Here is a 19215-nt window from a genome sequence, read left to right as displayed (position 1 = left end):
AGGGCATCCAAAACGGACACCCTAAACGTGTTTCTTCTATTATAATGTGTTCTCATATCATCCACTTTCAATTAAGACTTATTCGCTGTAAGCACAGCAAGAGCCTCCGGCTTGATACATTTAGCTCCGAATACCTGTAACCCTTTCACTGCATCCGAAAATTGTTTCTCCGGTCTGAAGGCTTCCACCGAATCCACTTGCCCTGCAAACGAAATGGCACTCTTATGACCTGAAATGATTTTATACTTAGCTCCTCCTGTATTTGGTACATTGTTGGATTTATATACCGTCATTCCATCAATATCTCCGACATAGCCTGTGCGGATAATGTTCGGGTCTTTGGTAAAACGTGCATCTTTCAGTAGCAAACCATAGTACCATGCAGGAACTACTACAAAACGTTCGCTTTCCGGTACATTACTTTCATCCAGCAAAACGCCCAAATCAATCAGCAAATCATACGCCGTTGGAGAAGTTGGAATTACGGGTGCTGCATCATTGCCAATTGTATTCTCAGCTCTGACCTCCGTATAGAATCCAGCAAGATACTGATCCACTACATTGGCCAGCCCATAGGAGGCTTCCACGATTCCACCATCTAGTAGATTCACATTCACTTGTGCAGCATCTACATCATCCACTTGAAAGTTGAAATACTTGGCCTGATCAATCACCAACGTCTTTTGCGTAGCATCCAGTTCCTGCGGATTCCCGATTCCTGCCACCTTATCATAGTTGCCAATGGTTACCGCCCCAATCGAATTGATTTTCACTGTGGAACCCTGACCTTTAATCTCACCTTCATAATCGGTGTTGACCACATTACCGTACACCAAGTTCTTCTTCAAACTTTCATTTAAACGTGCGCTCCAAATCGTAGGAATAAAATTCTGTACTGTCATATTCTAATCACCCTGTCCTTTTCTATTAATTTGATTATTATTTGTTTTGTAATGCTTGCTTGACTTGATCCCAATGCTGATTAATCTCGTTTGGCGACATGCCTTTAATCGCATCCAATGTAAATGTTCTACCTGTTGAATTCACAGGAGGTGTATATCCATCTCCTTTAAGACGTTGCTCGACTTGCTGTTGTATTGCCAATTGCAGCGATTGTTCCAACATAGCCAAATTCGTTGTCGTCGCCTCTTCATCTGCACCAATAAAAAAATCCACTAACGGGAGTGGAAGTTTCTTCTCGGATGCTATTTTTACCGCTTGGCTGGTTAACCGTTCACGCTGTTTCTCCAGCTTCATATGCTCCACTTCGGCTCGTAGTTTCTCAACTTCTATTTCTTTCTCATCCTTCGCCGGGAACCGCTTTTTAATCTCAGCGTCCACTGCACTTTCCAAATGATTAGCTTTCCATGTTTCCAACGACTTGGCGGATCGTTTATCCACCGAGCTATCGAACCAACTTCTTGCTTCATGATTAGATTGAATGAATTGCTCTATCCCTTCTACGCTATACGGATTCAAACCCTGAAGATACGTTTTCCATTCCTCCTTTGTTTGGTTTTCTTCAATCAACTGCTTCACTTGTTCCAATTTCACTTTCGTTAATCTCCTTTATTGCCCATCCGCCTCCTCAGAACCGAACACGCTTATGTATGTATGGAGCCTTTTAATGTCATGCTCAGGACAGCAATGTAACGCTTTAGAAATCACAAAACGAGGAGAAGGTACAAACATACCAACTCCCCACTTTTGCATATTTTTAAACCTTTGTTTATACGGCTTTTGGATAGCCTAAAGCGTTACATCCACCCTATTGTTTGCCTAAACTTCTGAAACGTATATGTATGCTGGAACCGTATCATATTGAATATCATGCTCAAGATAATCATGTAACGCATTAGAAAACGCAAAAGTGACGAAAAGGTACGAACATACCAACTCCTCATTTTTGCCTATTTTCAACCCTTTGTTTATAGGGATTTTTCCACCTCTAAAGCGTTACATCGAGTCGTCTTTTTGTCTGAACTTCCGAACACGTATCCTAATATTTTCTTTTCTCGCCTTACCTCTACACTTCTCACAATATTTCTGCCGATTCGAATTTGCCGAAAATGTTTCTCCGCAACGTGTACAGTTCACCCTCGATTTCGCTGTCTTAAATTCAGATTCTACATTCCGATCAGACTTATACTCTTGATCCAGATTCTCATCCATTGGCAAAACTCCATTTTCAAAATAGGTACAACGGGGAAGAGAATCATCTTGAGCGAAAAATACACATGGACCATCCTGTAAACAGCAATAGTTTTGAATACCATGCTTTGCTCCAAGATAGCATGCACAATTATTCTTAACCAACCGCTTGATACTATTTTTATTCTGCATCCGATTTCTCCTTATCCGTACCAACTAATCGTTGCTGTTCCGAATGAAATTTATTGAATTCCAGCTTGGGATTCTCTACAAACGGTAACAGTGTTAGCAATGTTTCCTGTGAGACCACTTCTTTCAGTTTCACAATCACATCTGCCATCCCCACCAAATCTGTTGGCAAGTTTCTTGTGAATTTTACGGCGATATCCCGGTAATCATATTGAACGCCTTCTTTAATGTGCAGGAACGTGAAGAAATTCCGTAATCGCTGCTTGATTGCCTTCTCCATTAAGGCTTCACGCATTGCTACTCGATTCTCTAAATTTAGCAACTTATTTCGCAGAGCTAAGGAAGATGTATTACTGGCCCAGTTTTCATTAAAATTAACCTGATCCATCATGTCGAAAATTTTGCGTTCGATGTTATCCAATTCATTCTTCACAAAGGAATCGTTAATCTCTTTCGTAAGCCAACTTACCTTCCCACCAGCGGGAACCTGAATAATACCCATCTTCTTCATATTCAATAAGTCCTCTGCTTCCAGTTTGGCATTCTCAATCACCAGGTAGGCATTGCGGTGATCTGCAATTTCATTGACCAAATCGGAATTCAATGCGTTATAGGCATCAAATAAAGAAATCACATCATGGAAGCCACTTTTTCTCTCCGTATTGGCTAGACAGGAGATAAGCGGGACTCTTCCAAAGATGTGATTGTGTTTGCCGATATATTTTAATTCAGATGCTTGGTTCTGCTTACTCTGATTAGGTTTACTATCGCTGCCGATTGTATAGTGTAGAATTTCATGGTCAGTATACACGTCCAGATATGCTTGCTTATCAAATCGTCTCGTAAATTTATGTAGGCCAAGTAATACGTTTCTTTCTGCTGTTCCGTCCTCCAACACATAGGCATTCAAAGGGGATAATACTATAGCTGAAAACTGGCCATCGGAGTCGATATAATTCAATTCAATACTTTCACCGAATATTTCAGATTGTTTCCGAAGCTGTAGATTATGCTCCTTATCCCAATGACTCATATGTACATCTATATTATGTATAGCTTCGTCCTGATCCGACTTGGACACATAGTTTACTGGCTTACCGAGCAGATAACCCACTTCATTATCTACGAACTTACGTGGGAAATTGAAAATGAGCTTTTGATTGCTTCGGCTTTCTTGCATCGCATAGTTCTTGAGAATGGCATGCTGACCATTGTAGTAATCTGCACATTTCTGTTTGGCTAATGCAGTCGATTGGAGTTCATTTAGACATTTTATAATGATTTGTTCGGTTATTTGCAATTCTTTTATCCCCTTAGACTCAGAAAATCCTCAATCACACGGACTGAGGATTTAAGTTAGTTATAGTAAATTGTTAAATTCACCCGTTTCAAAATAGTACTGCTTTAAAATTCGAAAGTGGACTTTCTGCCCTTATCAATTGTTTCATTTCAGAAAAAAATTTCAGACTTAAATTAATATCCTTCTACTTCTATCTAAAAAAACATGTCCCCCATCTTTATTCTCTACAACGTAATCAATACTTTCATAAGGATGTCCTTGATTTGAAAAGTCACAGAATAAGTGAGGGTATATAAAAAACTCATCACCATTTATATCATACTCTATAATGTTACTAAATGGGATATTCCCTATTTCAAAAGCTTTAACCCGATGATATTGATCATATGTTTTTTCACTGTGATTTTTTATAATCCCCCAATTGTTTTCTCTATCTATAAATAATTCCCTAATACCGATAATCACCCTTATGCCGTTATGATAAAAATCATAAGATTCAACTTTATACCAGGGATAGTTCCCCAACTCGTCAGGGATATTCTCGGGATAAAAAGTATCATCAACAGAACGTATGAGTATTTCTGAGGATTTAAATTTCTTATAAGGATGCTTAATTCGTTCCCAAACATCCTCTGACATTTCCGCGACTCTTTTCAAGAAATCCTTTTTCATTTTTTCCTTTAAACTTATATTCCTTCTGACTGTTGCAATTCGATTTCTTCTTTCTGAAGATAAACTAATGCCAAAATATGAAAATAACAAATCATGATACTCAGCATATAACTTTGCTTCAATTACTGTACTTGTCCAAATTGACGCATGTCCAATTCCTTTGGTGGCAGCATATTCTTTAAAAGATTCAATAGTTGCTTTTCTCACAGCACATGATACCGCTATAACTAGAATATCTGGTTTACCTAGTTTGTTCACTATAACATCATCTACAATGTCCTTTAGTTGTTTTAAAGTAATTTTTTTATATCGTTTGCATTGGAAATACCACCGTCTATGAACACCTGCATCTAATTCCTCAATAGCCTCTATGTCAATGCCATCATCAGAGCCTTTCTTTCCAAAATGATTGATCTCTAACCAGCGATTAGTTCGATAAGCAATTGATAGTATTAATTCTTCGAAACGTATAGGATCTAGATCTTCAAAGTGAAGCTGATTTATTGTTCGGCTCGGTGCTACTCTATCCATTTGCAAATTTCCTCTCTTAGCTAATAAATTCAAAATCTGATTTTTATATAACTAAAATAGCAAACTACGATCATAAAATACCAGACTTTTCACAGACTGAATCAATTGAACAGCCCCATACAAACTATCCGGCGCATCATCATATTGGCAGTTTCGGTTATAATCCTTTATCTGGTTATTATATCGAATATTCGCTGCATTGAACAGAATATAACCCTTCTTCACTTCCGGCTCCAAGCTCATAATGCGTTCATGCTTCTGCCCCTTGGAATGAACACTTTCTACGGGTATATGTATCTTCGCCTTCCATAGCTCTTCTTCAAACTTTTGCTTCATATAGCTCTGTGCCTGATTCACCTCAAAACCCAGCTTATCTATAGGATAAAGCTTTAATTTTTCAATAGCCACTTGAAACAAATCATCCGGCAACAGTTTATAGATTTCGCCGTCGATGACATACATTTGCTTCGTCTTCCTGTGCTGCCCAATAATTGAAATGGCCGAATAGTCGTTTTTCTTCCCAGCTTTAATGGCTGGATCAATGTACATGGCAAGTTCCATGTCTTCGAACTCAGGCAATCTGTCCCAATACATGAGATTTTGAAAAATGTATTCGTCTGTTGAACGCGGGTCGTTTTGTAATTCTTTGTAGAAACTCTTTTCTCCCATCGCTTGCTTCTTGCACATCAAATAATAATAATCCAAATACTCGCTCCACAGGATTTCCGTACCTTTGAGCATTTCCTCCTCATTCGCCATAAAGAAAGACAAAGCTGTATTGATCCTATCCTCGTCTTGGAGATTATTATATTGTCGCTCCCACTCTGACCATAGATCATCCCGCTCTGAAAACTGAAGCACGGCTGCTTTACGGACACTTCTCACACCTGGTATCTTCCCTTTGAGCAGATCAGCCATGATATCTTCTTCGTTGAGAATCGTTCCACAGATCAGAATATTTGTATCTCTTGTGCCAATAGGAAGAATAACATCCGTAAATGTATTTTTAATCTGTTCTCGTTTGGCCTCGGATCGTGCAGTATCCTCCTTAAGCAAATCATCCATTAGAACCAAGGTAGGACGATGGTGCTTATAATGGATACCTCGCAAACTACCGTCAATCCCGCGAATCATAATACATGAGTCCAGTCCACCTTTACTCTTGAGCCATATTTCATTGTTATTCCAGCGGCTCCCTTTACGAATGCCGAAATCCTCAATCAGCATCTGATTTGTTTCCAGTTCGTCTTTGATCATATCCAAAAACGGCAATGCAATCTGCTCTGTCGCTGATATAATAAGTGTGAACTGTGATTTATCATATAAAGTCGCATATAGAGGAAATAGAAAAGAACTGATCGTTGACTTTCCATGCTCCCTTGGGAGACCAAAAGCTGTAATCAGTCCAGTATGGGCAAGCATATGTCTTAATTCCGTGAATAACTCTTTATGAAACTTGCCAAATACTCGATCAAAGTATTTAGGAAAATAGGCTAAAGCGAAAAACTCAATGTCCATCTCCCCGATAAGCTTTCTTAGTTCAGAGAAAGAGAACATTTCGATCAGTTGTTTCATTTTGGGCGGCTTGAAATGCTTCTCCATATACTGCTTAAGCAGCTCAGCCTGTCGCTGCTCTTCTTGCTTTATTGTTTCAATTGTTCTGGCTCCTTTCTCATATTTACTGTAAAATTATCACAAAAATCTCTGCACCCTTTGCTGGCAGCTCCGTTTATCTACATAGAAGAACCCCTCCCTCCACGACAAAAAGAGTGGCTCATCACCACTCGATATTTGCCAAAGCTTCAGCCATATCCTGCTGTGTTGTTAGGGTATAAATATTGGTTGTTGCTACGTGATCATGTCCAAGGATTTGCTGGATGGTCGTCAAAGGAGTCGTTTTCACCAACTTATAGCCAAGCGTATGCCTGAGCATATGTGGTGTCACCTTTACATTGATCCGATCTCCGTATTTGTTCAGAATCAGGTTGATCGCATTTCGCTCTAATGCTCCACGCTGCCCCATACATAGATATTCCGAATCAACCTGTGACCTGACTTCAAGATACCGAGTAATGGCTTTTCGTACATCCTTATTCAATGGAATGGTACGAAAGGAATTCCCTTTACCGAATACCTTCAATAACCCTTTGCGTTCACTGATTTCAATATCTTTCAGCTTGATACCAACCAATTCGCTTACCCGTATCCCTGTTCCCAGCAACAATTCAATCATACAAATGTGCATACGATTACCCATACGGTGAATTTCATTTCTCAGCTTCCACAAATCCTTTTCCTCAAGACCCTTATACTGCCGAACAACCTTGTTTCTGACCGCTTCGATATGTATTTCTTCCTTAATATATCCTTGCTGATGCATCCACTGTGCAAATACGTTGACGCTGGCGATCTTGCGGTTGATGGTGAGTATCGCTTGATTGGTGCTTTGCAGATATTTCTTGTATTCTACCCCATCCAGTTCAATCCACTTGTCCAGTCCATATTCCGTCTTGCCCCGATACCAAGCTATGAACTGTAATACATCCCTAATATAGCAGGAAACCGTATTCTTGCTTCGATCCTTGCTCCGTAAATGTGCTTCAAACCCTTTAATATACTCCATATTCGCCCCACCCTTCGCTTGTGTGTCACATCATACCGTTGATGTGGGGCAAAGTCCACTCCATCCATAACCTATCTTATGCACTGAATTCGGGCAATTTACAGGCTAATTTAGGGCTGAAACTGGCGTTTATCTATACAAATACTGACGGCATAACGTTATGACTGTGAATCATCCGGCTCCATATATCCTTCCTCAATCTCTATTGATTCCTCAATAGCTTCATAGTCGGCATCCACCACATCCGCTTCGATCATATCCAGAAATAGCTGCTTGCGTTCCTGTTCCAGTGCTTTCGTATTCACCACCAGCTCACGTCGATCATTCCACTCGTTGGGTGCGCGGTTCTTTAAGTAGAAGATCATCGCTGTCGGATTGGGAGGCTGATATCGTTTCACCTTCTCGATACGCGTCTTCTTTTTTCCATTTTTGTCCTCTTCAATAATCGTTTTAATTTCTTCATATTCATATCCTGTAGCAGCTTTCAATAGTGAATTTTCTACGTGGGATATAGGCACAGATCTGCTCCATTTGACTAGTTCAGCCAGCATCGGATGTTTATCTATATACTCGTACCAAGTCGTTTTACCTATATCGAGTTTCCTGATAATGTCCTCTGCATTCACGCCTTCTTCAAACCACTGTTGAATCTCCGCTAGTCTAGGATATACATGTGTCTCCCACTTGGTTGGACGTTCCAATGCTTCAGCAAATTTGGGATGCTTCCTGCGATAATCGCCTAATGTCCAAATATGAATATTTAATCGCTTCGCAATCTCCTCATCTGTTGCTCCTTCACGTACCCAAACGGGAATATCCCTGAGTCTTGGCACAACAAATTGATCGTACTTGGTCAGTATCTTAGGCTTGTTTCTTTTGGGTTTGTCACTATTTTTGCTCATTCTGTTCACCTCCAGCACGAAAAAAAGGGAACAGACCATAATAGCCCATTCCCCATATGTATCAGCTTACCCTTCCAACTCAGCCTCGTAAAACAACTCGATATCCTCAATCACCTTCTGAATCAACACGTTATCCTCCCGAGCTTCCTCAGCCCCTAGCACATTTACCTTTTCGGCTTGCATGCCCTTTAGGAATCGAATCACCATATTCACTTTTGCCTTACCCAACTCAATCACCCTTTCGGTTTAGTCAGCACATGATACCTCTGACCTTGCCGACTCAGCAACAACTTCATGATAGCTATACCGCTTACCATCCCGAATCAAATATACACCACTATCGCTTCCAACGTGGGCAATATATCGGTTCACAATCACATCCACATATTTGGGATCAAGCTCACTGGTATAGCAAATTCGATCCGTTTCCTCACAAGCAATCAACGTTGAACCTGAACCGCCAAATGGATCAAATACGATATCGCCAAGCTTGCTTGAGTTTTTAATTGGGTAGCTAATCAGGGGAATCGGCTTCATCGTGGGATGATATTCATTACGGAAGGGGCGATCAAATTGCCATAAGGTTGTCTGCTTACGATCACTATTCCAGTAGTGTCCACCTGTCGGCTTCCAACCGTACAATACGGGTTCGTGCATCCAATGATATTGAGAATGACCGAGTACCATGGCTTGCTTTGCCCAGATACAGCATTGTGCTAGTTTGAATCCAGCTTCGATAAATGCCTTCCTAAAATTCAAGCCCTCACTATCAGCATGGAATACATAGATACTTGCTCCGTCATCAGCTACTTCATACATTTGAGTATAGGCAGCCAATAGGAAATCATAAAACTGGTGATTGTCCATCTTATCGTTCTCTATTTTCAATGCGTCCTTCGTCTTACCTGTGTAGTCCACATTATAAGGTGGATCGGTCACAATGAGCTGAGCCTTCTTGCCACCCATTAACGTTGCGATATCCTGCCGATTAGTTGAGTCTCCGCATATGAGCCTATGCTTACCAAGTAGCCAGATGTCCCCTTTACGAGTTATCGGATGTTCAGGTAATGCTTCTTCTACATTAAAATCATCTTCCTCATCCACTGTTTCTTCGTGTAATGTATCCAGCAACTTCTCCGCTTCTGACCAATCAAAGCCCGTTAGCTCAATATTGTATTCTGCTTCTTTTAACTCATCTAATAATCCAGCCAGTGCCTCAAAGTCCCACTCTCCTGTAATTTTGTTGAGCGCTATGTTCAGGGCTTTCTCTTTCGATTTATTCACATCGACTATGACGCAATCAACTTCATTGTAACCGAGTGCCTTCAAAACTTTAGCACGTTGGTGGCCTCCCACGATGGTATAATCGCTATTACAAATAATCGGTTCACAATAACCGAATTCGAGGACACTATTCCTGATCTTTTCAAACTCTGGATCACCCGCTTTTAAATCCTTCCTTGGATTATATTCCGCATGTACCAGTTGATCGATCTTCAATTTCATCCATTTCATTTATATCACTTGCTCCTTTATGTCTACAGCTTTCTCATTATTTCTGGCGTTTTTTATGTATGGAATTAACGTTTCTACGTTTACGAATTTTATTTCCAATTCGGCTCATTCTTCTCTCATTCAGAATTACAGTGAAGAATATGCTAAGCCAAATACAGATTTCTATAGCTAATGCTAGTAACAATATCATCATCCTGATTTCTCCTTTCCAAAATGAAAAAGGAACCCTTGCTCATAGCCAGAGTTCCCGTGTGTAATATGTACTTTTAAATTTTCAACATTGTGTCACGTGACACATTTTTATATACACAACCACGTTTTGCATTTTTGAGTAAGGACGGCATCCTGCATCTTCATGACGAGGAGCATGCCGCACAGCACGGCAAGTATGTACAAACGAGTCTGAAGCCAACTCATCGCGACACTGCCGATTCTCAAACTGCTCGCAGCAGAGCTTCCGACATGAATCATTTTCCCGGTTCTTCCGGGGCTTTATGGCACGGCAGCAAGGAACCAGTTAACCAACGGAAACATGAACAGCCTGTGTGGAACCCTTGCGCGGTTTAATTCCGAAGCGTGCCATATTAGGATAATGGAATCATTGCCCAATTTTTTGTTGAACAATTACAATAAAAGACTTATAATGTAAATGTATATAACTACCTGTAAAAAAACTTTATTGATCATGAATACTCTAATAGTTTCTATACATACTGGTTGATTGATAAAGCGTGCAGGAAAAAAATCAAAGAAAGTGGGCTTATGAGTATGAAAAACATTAAAAAAGCTTCATTATTATCTGTTTTGTCTTTAGCTGTTGCCATTCCATTAACTGCTTCTGCCGCAGCCACTACGGATGTTACACCAGCTTCAACTGATTCAGCAGCAGTTTCCCAATCTGCAAACACATCGACTGATGTGACTACACCAACAGTAGGGGATCATGTTATTACTCCTCAACAAACGATGTCTGTGTTTGACACAACATTATCCGGTCAAACACAGACATCGTATTTTTCCATTCCTGCGGGATTGGGTTATGTTAAATTATGGGTAAGGAATACAGGTAGTGAAGCGATTAAATTCGCCGTACACAAAGGCTCAGCTAGTGGTTCGATTATGAGTGGAACTGAAGTAAAGATAGCTCCCGGAGACACTTTTAGTTGGATTAGCAGTTCAGCTTGGCCTACTGGCGAATTTTATGCTACTTATAATACGAGTAATACTAAAATGTCAGGTCAAGCTTACGGTAAACTAGCATCGTCAAGAAATGAATTGTAATTCAAATACAAGTGCTGTAAGCTGATTTAGCATTGAGTGATATGCCCCTGCTGCATAGTTCTATATTATGTAGTAAGGGGCATTTATTATAAGTAAGGATAACTCTAAAAAAGTGAGCATTTCAAAGAATGTGCCAATAGTTTAATGCAACTTTAAAATTTTGCGAATAATAGTCCAATTCAGCAAGATTAATTTCAACCTGTAAATCAAAAATTTAAAAATAAGCAACATGACTACAAATGAGTAAGTGTCTTGGGTATGAGTAAACATCATTTCTCCATTTCTCATTTCATTCTTTCTAAGTTTAGGCTATATCAATGGACTGACCCCAGTTTCCCCTATATATAGAAAAGTAGGGTCACGTCAACTATCATGTTCAAAAAATAAAATGAAGACAGCCAACGATGTTGGATGGCTACGGAAAGAAATAATTTGTTTACAAATTTTTGTTGACGGTTTCTTTGGATCTTAACGTTGTACCCACATAAAGGGAAACTCTCTCACCATCTCGATAAAAACCACTTCGCTACGCTTCGTAAACGGTATTCATCGACCAGCCGCCGTTTCCCCTCTTGCCTTCGGCAATTCACCCTTTTGCGGCTCAATTTTGGTTGTCTCATTTTTTTGCTTTTTTACATTTCATAAAACGGTTGATTTTATTGACTTTTCTATCATCTGGACAGCAAATCATGGATACATGTATATATATAGCATTACTCCACAATTTGCTGTCCAAGATTAAAAAAATCCTTATATGTACTACCTTTTTGGCAATATCGAAAATGAGAAAAATTTGATTTTTTTGTTACAACCGACTATCCGTTAAATTTGCTAACCAACCAATATCGCTTCCCTTTATGGGGGTTGTTGCTTCCATCTTCTAACTTTTTTCGGTTATCTGGAAAACTAGCAATCGCATATTTTAATTGATTCGATTGGAGGTAGGATTGTAATTGGCTAATATTCTTTTGTAATCTGCCTCGATAATCCTTGATATCAAATTTTTCAATGACTTGTTTCTGACCCTCTTTGTATATTCTTTTACCGACTATCGTGTCTAAATAGCTACATAATTCTTCTTGCTCAAATCGTTTCTCAATCAACGTGATTTTATTTTTATGTAATAAGTTCGAAATGTACATCATATAGGCATCGCTTTCCTTTTTCCCTCCAGTTTCCTCCCTGAAATTATTGGTTTCTCTATTCTGATCCAGCATTGCTTTAAGCCGATCTCTCGTAGCTACAGCTTGAAGATATTTAACTCTGGACACTGTCTTCTTCGATATATATTTGCCATCACTTGTTGCGTTGTCTTTAATGATGTAATTGGATTTCCTCGAAAATTTACCCACTAGCTTTTTCCATTCCTCAACTCCACCATGTATAAAAGCGTCTGCTTCATCCAGTTTCATCTGGACTGAATTCAAGTAATTATTCAAATTTCGATTATTTTTATTCAGCAACACCACATGAACCTTATCCTGGTCATTCTTGAATCTCTTTCGCCCAATACACTGTAGCATCGTATCCACGTCAAATATATCGCATACAATTAATTTAATTTGCTCATCCTTCAAATCAAAACCATTATCAAGAACCGTCGTCGTGAATAGATATTTACAGTCAAACCTATTTTGTTTGACCATGGATTCCACTTGATCATCGTCTACATGTTTGAGATACTTTTTGTTTCTGCTGCTTTTACTGCATACGAATAATGAATCGTCATACTTCTGGTAAAGCTCAAAAGCCTTTTGGATCGTGTCTGCAAAATATATAATTTTATCGTTAGCTTTATTGAATTTCCGTTCAATTAGTTTTTCTACTGCATAAAAGTCTCTGTAGAAGGATAACGATGCAATTTGATTGAATTTTCTTGGAATGGAGTACGTCCATATTTTATTTTCGGTTCGTTTGAGTTTATATCTGTAATGATCCTTTATGTAAGAGAATAACACATGGCCCGTTGCGGACATAAAAATCCTAATTTGAGACTGTAGACCGAGTATAGCTTGAAGAGAATCATCGGAATTATCATTAAATCCGCTGTCCGTAGTAAAGTAATGCGACTCATCACACACGATGTATGTATAGGGAGAAAAATCGTACTCTTTCCCTTCGTTAAGCTGATTTTCAATTGTTTGATATAATTCCACTTTGATTCTTGAAAACAGTGAATTGTCGATAGCTTCTTTATTCTGTTTATACAGATTCTTTCGATTGACCAATAAAAGTATGTTCACATTTTGCTGATCCGCTAATTGTTCCAGCTTATTTCGAATAAAATAGGATTTACCTGATGCCGTCCCACTGCTTATTAAAATGATATCTCCATTTTTCCATTCAACTTCCTCCCCGTTTATCTTCTCAGTTACATTTTGCTTTGGCTTATAATCATCAATTCTCATCAAATGCTCCTCACATCATTTCTAACATCTACATTTTAATGATTTGTTGCTTCCCATTCATCAATGGCTACAGATAGTTCTGGCGTTTTCAGATACATGGAAAATAAAACATTCGTCTTATAGTGTCGTGCCTTCGTTATAAATGAAAAACCCTTCTTCGTCAAAAAATTAAACAAATGGATATCGTAACAATAAAAATAGCTCATTTAGGTTCACTCCTCTCATTGTGGAATTACACCTATATATCAGGTGTCACCCAAGCGCCCGTGTTAACAGGCGCTCTATGTGTCACGTGACACCATTTACTCCATGGCTAGCAAGTCATCCAGTATGTCATCCGTCGAAACATGATTCTCTATGGCAATATGATCTAATTGTTGCTTATAAAATTTGATTTCTTCCGTTAACATTTTCAATGATTTGTCCTCTAAAGAATCGCTATAACTTTTACATTTTTTCAATTCATCTTGAAAGCTATGTAAATTCCATTTCTCTTCGATGTTGATCTCAGAGTAAAAAAGTTCATTTCGCATCTCATCCCAAAATTTTTCAACCATCCACGGTCTGAATTCGGAATCAAAATGATCTTTATTTTTTTCCAAATCATAAACAACTGCAAAATCAATATCTTCTTCTGTTATGTTGGAGATATGAAGATGATTGATAATACAATTCATTTGAGCGGTTAAAGCGAATCCTCTATTTTTAGAAACAACCACAGAGCCAATTCCCCTATAATTCAAAATAGGCGAGATGATTAAATCATAATGCCAACCATCCACCCAGTTCTTGACTTCGTTTACGGTTAGCTTTTCTTTTTTTATGTCATGCTTCTCCCAAAATGAACTGTGAAATTTCCATTGATAGTTTTCAAAATGACTTTCTTCTTTCTGTGAACCGTCTTCATTAAGAAACTTTGAGGTCGGTTTGTTTTTTAGCAATCTGTTCAAAAACGATTCCATTTTCAATAATTGCTTGGCATGACCATCTGAAATATACCCCTCTGCAATCCAATCGTGAATAAAAGGTAATAGTTTCAATAGTCTTAAGCGGCTTGTAACAAAGGCTCTGTTTTTGCTCACTTTTTTGGCAATTTGATCATGCGTGTATCCTCTTTGTACATACTCATAAAATGCATGGGCTTCTTCAATAGGAGTCATTTGCTCCCGCTGGATATTTTCAATGACAGATAGATGAAAAGCTTCTTCATCGCTTAATTCCTTTACTTTCACTGCAATCGTATCCAGTCCAGCCATTTGACTTGCTCGATATCTGCGCTCCCCTTGAACAATTTCATATTGATTTCCCAGTGGTCTGACCAATATTGCTTCTTGTAAACCATCGCTTACAATGGATGCTGCCAGTTCCTGCAAAGACTCCTCGTTAAAATACTTGCGTGGCTGATTCGGGTTGGTAACGATCTGGCTTAATTTTAGTGTGTTGTTCAAATGATGATATCTCCCTTATTTTTGAATTCGTATATATAACGTTCTAGCTGTCACCCAAGCGCCCGTGTTAACAGGCGCCTATCATGACACACTATGATTCAATTTATTCGATATTGACTATCGCCTTAAAGCTTGATTTCATGACTTTCTCAATAGTTAAAAATTCAATTGCTGCACCATCAAAATCAAAGAAGGATAACCCCTCATCCCGGCGAATGACCTGATCTCTCGGAATAATACACTTCACTTTACCCTGTTCATCCACAATATGAACATATCGGTACTCGACCACCTGAACCTGTAATTTCTTGCCCAATACTTGGTCAGCTATCGATTGTGATTCTTCCTGAGACTTTTTCAAAGTGCTGAAGCCAAGCGGATAATTCCTCAATATTCGTCTTGTACTTTTCCCATCCAGCAAAGAAGGCGTATGACTGGTTTGTACTACGCTTTCCCTTTCAGCTTCGTATCCAATAAAGAATTGTCCCATGATCTCAAATAACGAATAAACACCGTCCGGCACATGGAATGGAAACTCCACATTCTCTATGGTAGCGATGCCAACTTGAACGGTAAGCTCCTTACCTTCTACATTACGATTCGTGAGCCTGTTCACCTTTCGTACTTCCATCTTCAAAACATTTTCATGCTGCTTTAGATTTTCCAGTAGCCCATCTACAAACAGCCATGCAAAGGAGTACGTTCTGTAGTTTTGATATGCGATCTCAACAGCAACACTGGCAAGTACCGAAGGATAAGGACAGATCTCTTCACACTGAGCTTTGTATTCCTCTCGTAACCTAGCGTATTCCGCACTGATCGCTTTTCGGGTATCATTATCTCGTTGCCATTTTTTCAGCTCATTAAATTGCATACGTCGATGATTAATTGGTTTTTTCTGCTCGTTGTATTCTGTATACAGCGGTTCAATACGAGCTATATAGTTCAGAAGCTTCGGCTGGCTAACTTTGCTCATATCCTGTAACAATTGTCTCGTACTTTCTATACCTAAAATAGACTGATCCAGTTTGCCATCTTTCATCTGGAACTTGTCATCTATGTACTTTTCTGCCTTGACACAAAATTGATTAAACGGCGATTTCGTCGAGTGCTGATAATCCTCTGCTTTGCCACCATTAACAAAACGAAAGAAATATGGCATTTGGATAGCCAGACGTTCCAGTACATATGGAATCTCTACTTCCAGTCCATTTTTGGTCGCATCAATGATTTGACCCTGGAGAAACTTTAAAACTGAGTTTTCCAAAACGCGTGTTTGAAGGCTCCCTTCCTCCAAAGCCAGATTCTGAAAATACGTATTCACATTCGTACATCTACCCGTCAGGTTATGTAGACTTTTCAGTTCCATCTTAACGATACTGTCTATGTGATTCGGTACTGGAGCAGCTACTTTTTTATCATCCTCATTGATGATCGTAGGCGCATTAATCACTGCCTTGAGTATGGTGGGATCATTGGTACAGAGAGCCGTATCTCCGTCCACATCTCCGAGTCCAAGTCTTGCCAGTGTTAAATCACAACAGTTCAGAACAATCACATTATCTAAATGACGCATATATCGGTTATGTACTTGTACAAAATCTAGCTTACCGACTTCATTAAATATCGTTAACGGTGAACGGAATAGCGAATGCATGCCACGTTTCCGATTCATAAAAGCTTGGTTCTTCTTCAGCACACCTTTTACTGGAATTGCGCTGGCATGCTCCATAAAAGCTATTGGATCATTAGTCAGATAAAAGTAGCTACCTCGAATCGGGATACGACCTTTCAACATATCCTGCACTTTCTGCATCGCTTGCTTCACGATGAATTTACGGACATTACCGTCATACAACATCAATTCATTCAAATCGATAGCTTGGATAATTTCATTTATAAACTCTTTCTTCTGACCCTGTTCTATTTCGTTTTCCTGTTCGTCGGGTTCTTCATCTACATCTTTGGATTCATCGTCTTCTTGGACTAGCATATGTAGGAACGCTTTCGTGTACGCGATATCTCGAAGCCACTTTCCATGGATGTCATTCTTTTGTCCATGTAATACTCGTTTGATGACATCCATTAGAGGCATAGCTAATTGATATAAATCGTTCAGTGTAAGATTCAGCGCATGAATATATTGATATGTCAGTGGTGTGTAGGCGTTCATCTGGTATGCTGGCTTCGCATAATTGGCGACCCAAAAGTGATTATGATTATGTACTTTCAGTAATTCTTCATATTCCGTTATACTCTCGAACAAACACTTAGGCTTAGATTGTCCTTCACTGTATTGATGCCATGCTTTGAAGCAGGATTTCGTGAGGATGAGATCAATAGGACGACCCTGTTTGTCGATGATCGGCTGTGATTCACCAAAAACATCTATTATTTCTGTAACACTATTTTCATTGAACCATTTCAACAGATCGAACCGGATAAAGTTACCTTTGATATATGGAAGTCTTCCCTGAACTGCATTAGGTGAATAGGATAGGTTCAGGTGTTGTCCAATACGCTCTGCAAACTGGAAGCTCATTAAACCTTGACCATCAAAAAACTGGACATTCTTATTTTCATACTTTGGATATTCGACTCTCTTGAATCCGATGGACTCTTCATTGATCACGATGATTGGGATTTCTTCTGTTTGCTCGATGGAATAGCAAGGATATAGTTCGTCATTATACATAACTGAACGAGTAGGGAAAGGAATTGCTTCCACCTTCACACGACGATTCTGTTTATCCCATCCATTGAAAGTTTTATAGTCTTTTGGATCAGGAACAGACTTTGTGCGGCCATTCCACGAGATCGTTTTATTCGGTATACGTTCTAATTTATGTAATTGTTCCTTGGATGGCTTTAATTCGTTCTTCGATTTGAAATATTCACGTTGCTTCGTTTTTTCCTCGAATATTAACTTCTGTTGCTCTAAATCTTCAGCACACTTTTCCACTTTCCATACGTCTTCAATGATCGTATCTTTTTCATAATCTGGAATAACGATAATACGAGGGATATATGGAACAGGTTGTGCTGCTGAACGACTCACACCAAGTGCTGCTTCCCACTTGTGGATGTTGGTGAGTGGTGGCATTTTACCGAGTGTTATGTGTCGATACAGATCAGCGATATACTTTTCTTGGATAAATTCTGTTCGCTGTGTGCGTCCCATGGCAGGTGACTTGATCGAACGGACATATTTCCTTCCATTATAGTAGATGCCCTCTCGTAACATACGTTCAAACAGTGCAAGTTGGGCTGGATCATCTTCGTCAATTTGATCAGCTCTGAGCATAAAGATCACTTCGGTAACATCAATGGAAGGATCACGTTTTGCTACGACTCGCTTGAGTTGATCGAGATAGATGCTGTTCGATACGGTGATGAGACGAGTGCTGGATTGCGGCGCACAAAGTTGGTCACCTACATGAGTGATCTCGTTAAAGTGGAACAGCTTAATTTGATATTGATTGCGCGTTGGATTACTGGACAAATTTTGGCCTCCTGTTTGTTGGTTTGTGTGATAGTTGTGAACGTTCCATCCTGTTGGGTCTTGTATCTGTGCGTCAAACAGAAACAAACGTTCGTATTTAATTATATGGAATATACGTTCGTATTTCAAGAGTCTAGTTCAGCTTTTTTTGAAAAGAGAAACTGTTCTTGAAAAACGTAAAAGAACCAAGAACGATATGCTCTCGGTTCCCCTCTTTTATACTATAATAAAGCACAAATAGTTACGGCTTAACTTTTATAATATTTACTAAAACTAAGCTAGCACCTTGACCGGATCAAATTTGAGGATAGAGATGTTGTTTTTAGCATTGTTAGTTCCAAAGCCGCAATAGTGAGTAACTTAGACCATGGAAAGATCATTAACCAAAACTTTGCGAAACTCATGATTGAACATGATCAATGGGATAGCAGCTATTTATGTTATACTTTGAATGAATCACGCTCAATAAAAATGCAAATGGCAGTTTCCATGCAAGGAAGTACTATACCAATATTAACTCCAGCGATTTTAAAAGAGTTGGAAATCAAGTTACCCAGTATTGAGAAACAACGGACGATTGGAAAAGCATATTTCTTGTTGAGGAAGCGTTAAGCTTTGGCCAAGAAACAAGCAGAACTTGAACAGCAACTTATTTAGAAATATTGAGGCAATTAGACCAACAATAGAAAAAGT

13 protein-coding genes and 1 pseudogene are annotated in these 19215 nt (G+C 39.1%); 2 read left to right on the top strand and 12 right to left on the bottom strand.

The features are described 5' to 3' along the window. Nucleotides 1-71: 71 nt before the first annotated feature. The 9 genes from NST83_RS04260 to NST83_RS04220 form a co-directional block, all read right to left on the bottom strand. Complete coding sequence (locus NST83_RS04260) at nucleotides 72-902, bottom strand: P22 coat protein - protein 5 domain protein (RefSeq protein ID WP_342416692.1); 831 nt, start codon at nucleotides 900-902, stop codon at nucleotides 72-74. 37 nt (nucleotides 903-939) lie between these two features. Next, the gene (locus tag NST83_RS04255) at nucleotides 940-1554 is read right to left on the bottom strand and encodes a DUF4355 domain-containing protein (protein WP_342416691.1); all 615 of its coding nucleotides are present in this window, start codon (nucleotides 1552-1554) and stop codon (nucleotides 940-942) included. Between the two features lie 778 nt (nucleotides 1555-2332). Next, the gene (locus NST83_RS04250; RefSeq protein WP_342416690.1) at nucleotides 2333-3640 is read right to left on the bottom strand and encodes a phage portal protein; all 1308 of its coding nucleotides are present in this window, start codon (nucleotides 3638-3640) and stop codon (nucleotides 2333-2335) included. A gap of 168 nt (nucleotides 3641-3808) precedes the next feature. After that, complete coding sequence (locus NST83_RS04245; RefSeq protein ID WP_342416689.1) at nucleotides 3809-4843, bottom strand: hypothetical protein; 1035 nt, start codon at nucleotides 4841-4843, stop codon at nucleotides 3809-3811. Nucleotides 4844-4894: 51 nt separating this feature from the next. After that, the gene (gene terL / locus NST83_RS04240) at nucleotides 4895-6445 is read right to left on the bottom strand and encodes a phage terminase large subunit (RefSeq protein WP_342416688.1); all 1551 of its coding nucleotides are present in this window, start codon (nucleotides 6443-6445) and stop codon (nucleotides 4895-4897) included. Between the two features lie 175 nt (nucleotides 6446-6620). After that, the gene (locus tag NST83_RS04235; protein WP_342416687.1) at nucleotides 6621-7466 is read right to left on the bottom strand and encodes a tyrosine-type recombinase/integrase; all 846 of its coding nucleotides are present in this window, start codon (nucleotides 7464-7466) and stop codon (nucleotides 6621-6623) included. 158 nt (nucleotides 7467-7624) lie between these two features. Continuing rightward, a complete protein-coding gene (locus NST83_RS04230) occupies nucleotides 7625-8368 on the bottom strand; it encodes a transposase (protein WP_342416686.1) in 744 nt (247 codons plus the stop codon). 66 nt (nucleotides 8369-8434) lie between these two features. Continuing rightward, nucleotides 8435-8596 carry a hypothetical protein gene (locus NST83_RS04225; protein WP_342418049.1) on the bottom strand — a complete coding sequence of 54 codons (162 nt, stop codon included), beginning with the start codon at nucleotides 8594-8596 and terminating at the stop codon, nucleotides 8435-8437. Nucleotides 8597-8614: 18 nt separating this feature from the next. After that, nucleotides 8615-9883, bottom strand: a complete 1269-nt coding sequence (locus NST83_RS04220; RefSeq protein WP_342416685.1) for a site-specific DNA-methyltransferase — start codon at nucleotides 9881-9883, stop codon at nucleotides 8615-8617. A gap of 768 nt (nucleotides 9884-10651) precedes the next feature. Between NST83_RS04220 and NST83_RS04215 the strand changes: the two genes are divergently transcribed. Beyond that, nucleotides 10652-11164, top strand: a complete 513-nt coding sequence (locus NST83_RS04215; RefSeq protein WP_342416684.1) for a hypothetical protein — start codon at nucleotides 10652-10654, stop codon at nucleotides 11162-11164. Between the two features lie 815 nt (nucleotides 11165-11979). Here the strand turns inward: NST83_RS04215 and NST83_RS04210 are convergent. The 3 genes from NST83_RS04210 to NST83_RS04200 form a co-directional block, all read right to left on the bottom strand. Next, nucleotides 11980-13572 (bottom strand): DNA/RNA helicase, encoded by a 1593-nt coding sequence (locus NST83_RS04210; RefSeq protein ID WP_342416683.1) that lies wholly within the window; start codon nucleotides 13570-13572, stop codon nucleotides 11980-11982. Between the two features lie 302 nt (nucleotides 13573-13874). Then, the gene (locus tag NST83_RS04205) at nucleotides 13875-15020 is read right to left on the bottom strand and encodes a ParB/RepB/Spo0J family partition protein (RefSeq protein WP_342416682.1); all 1146 of its coding nucleotides are present in this window, start codon (nucleotides 15018-15020) and stop codon (nucleotides 13875-13877) included. 103 nt (nucleotides 15021-15123) lie between these two features. Further along, on the bottom strand, nucleotides 15124-18522 hold the full coding sequence (locus NST83_RS04200) for a hypothetical protein (RefSeq protein WP_342416681.1): 3399 nt from the start codon (nucleotides 18520-18522) through the stop codon (nucleotides 15124-15126). A gap of 312 nt (nucleotides 18523-18834) precedes the next feature. On the opposite strand from NST83_RS04200, the pseudogene NST83_RS04195 reads away from it, so the two are divergent. After that, a pseudogene (locus NST83_RS04195) lies at nucleotides 18835-19208 on the top strand (restriction endonuclease subunit S); the annotation flags it as partial. Nucleotides 19209-19215: the final 7 nt, after the last annotated feature.

This window comes from Paenibacillus sp. FSL R10-2782, from assembly GCF_038592985.1.
GTDB classification, from domain to species: Bacteria; Bacillota; Bacilli; order Paenibacillales; family Paenibacillaceae; genus Paenibacillus; species Paenibacillus terrae_C.
This window is presented reverse-complemented; position numbering and strand designations above follow the sequence as displayed.

Coding starts and splice junctions, on each gene's coding strand:
- NST83_RS04215 (WP_342416684.1), top strand. CDS start 10,652: ATGAAAAACATTAAAAAAGCTTCATTATTATCTGTTTTGTCTTTAGCT.
- NST83_RS04260 (WP_342416692.1), bottom strand. CDS start 902: ATGACAGTACAGAATTTTATTCCTACGATTTGGAGCGCACGTTTAAAT.
- NST83_RS04245 (WP_342416689.1), bottom strand. CDS start 4,843: ATGGATAGAGTAGCACCGAGCCGAACAATAAATCAGCTTCACTTTGAA.
- NST83_RS04230 (WP_342416686.1), bottom strand. CDS start 8,368: ATGAGCAAAAATAGTGACAAACCCAAAAGAAACAAGCCTAAGATACTG.
- NST83_RS04210 (WP_342416683.1), bottom strand. CDS start 13,572: ATGAGAATTGATGATTATAAGCCAAAGCAAAATGTAACTGAGAAGATA.
- terL (WP_342416688.1), bottom strand. CDS start 6,445: ATGGAGAAGCATTTCAAGCCGCCCAAAATGAAACAACTGATCGAAATG.
- NST83_RS04220 (WP_342416685.1), bottom strand. CDS start 9,883: ATGAAATGGATGAAATTGAAGATCGATCAACTGGTACATGCGGAATAT.
- NST83_RS04235 (WP_342416687.1), bottom strand. CDS start 7,466: ATGGAGTATATTAAAGGGTTTGAAGCACATTTACGGAGCAAGGATCGA.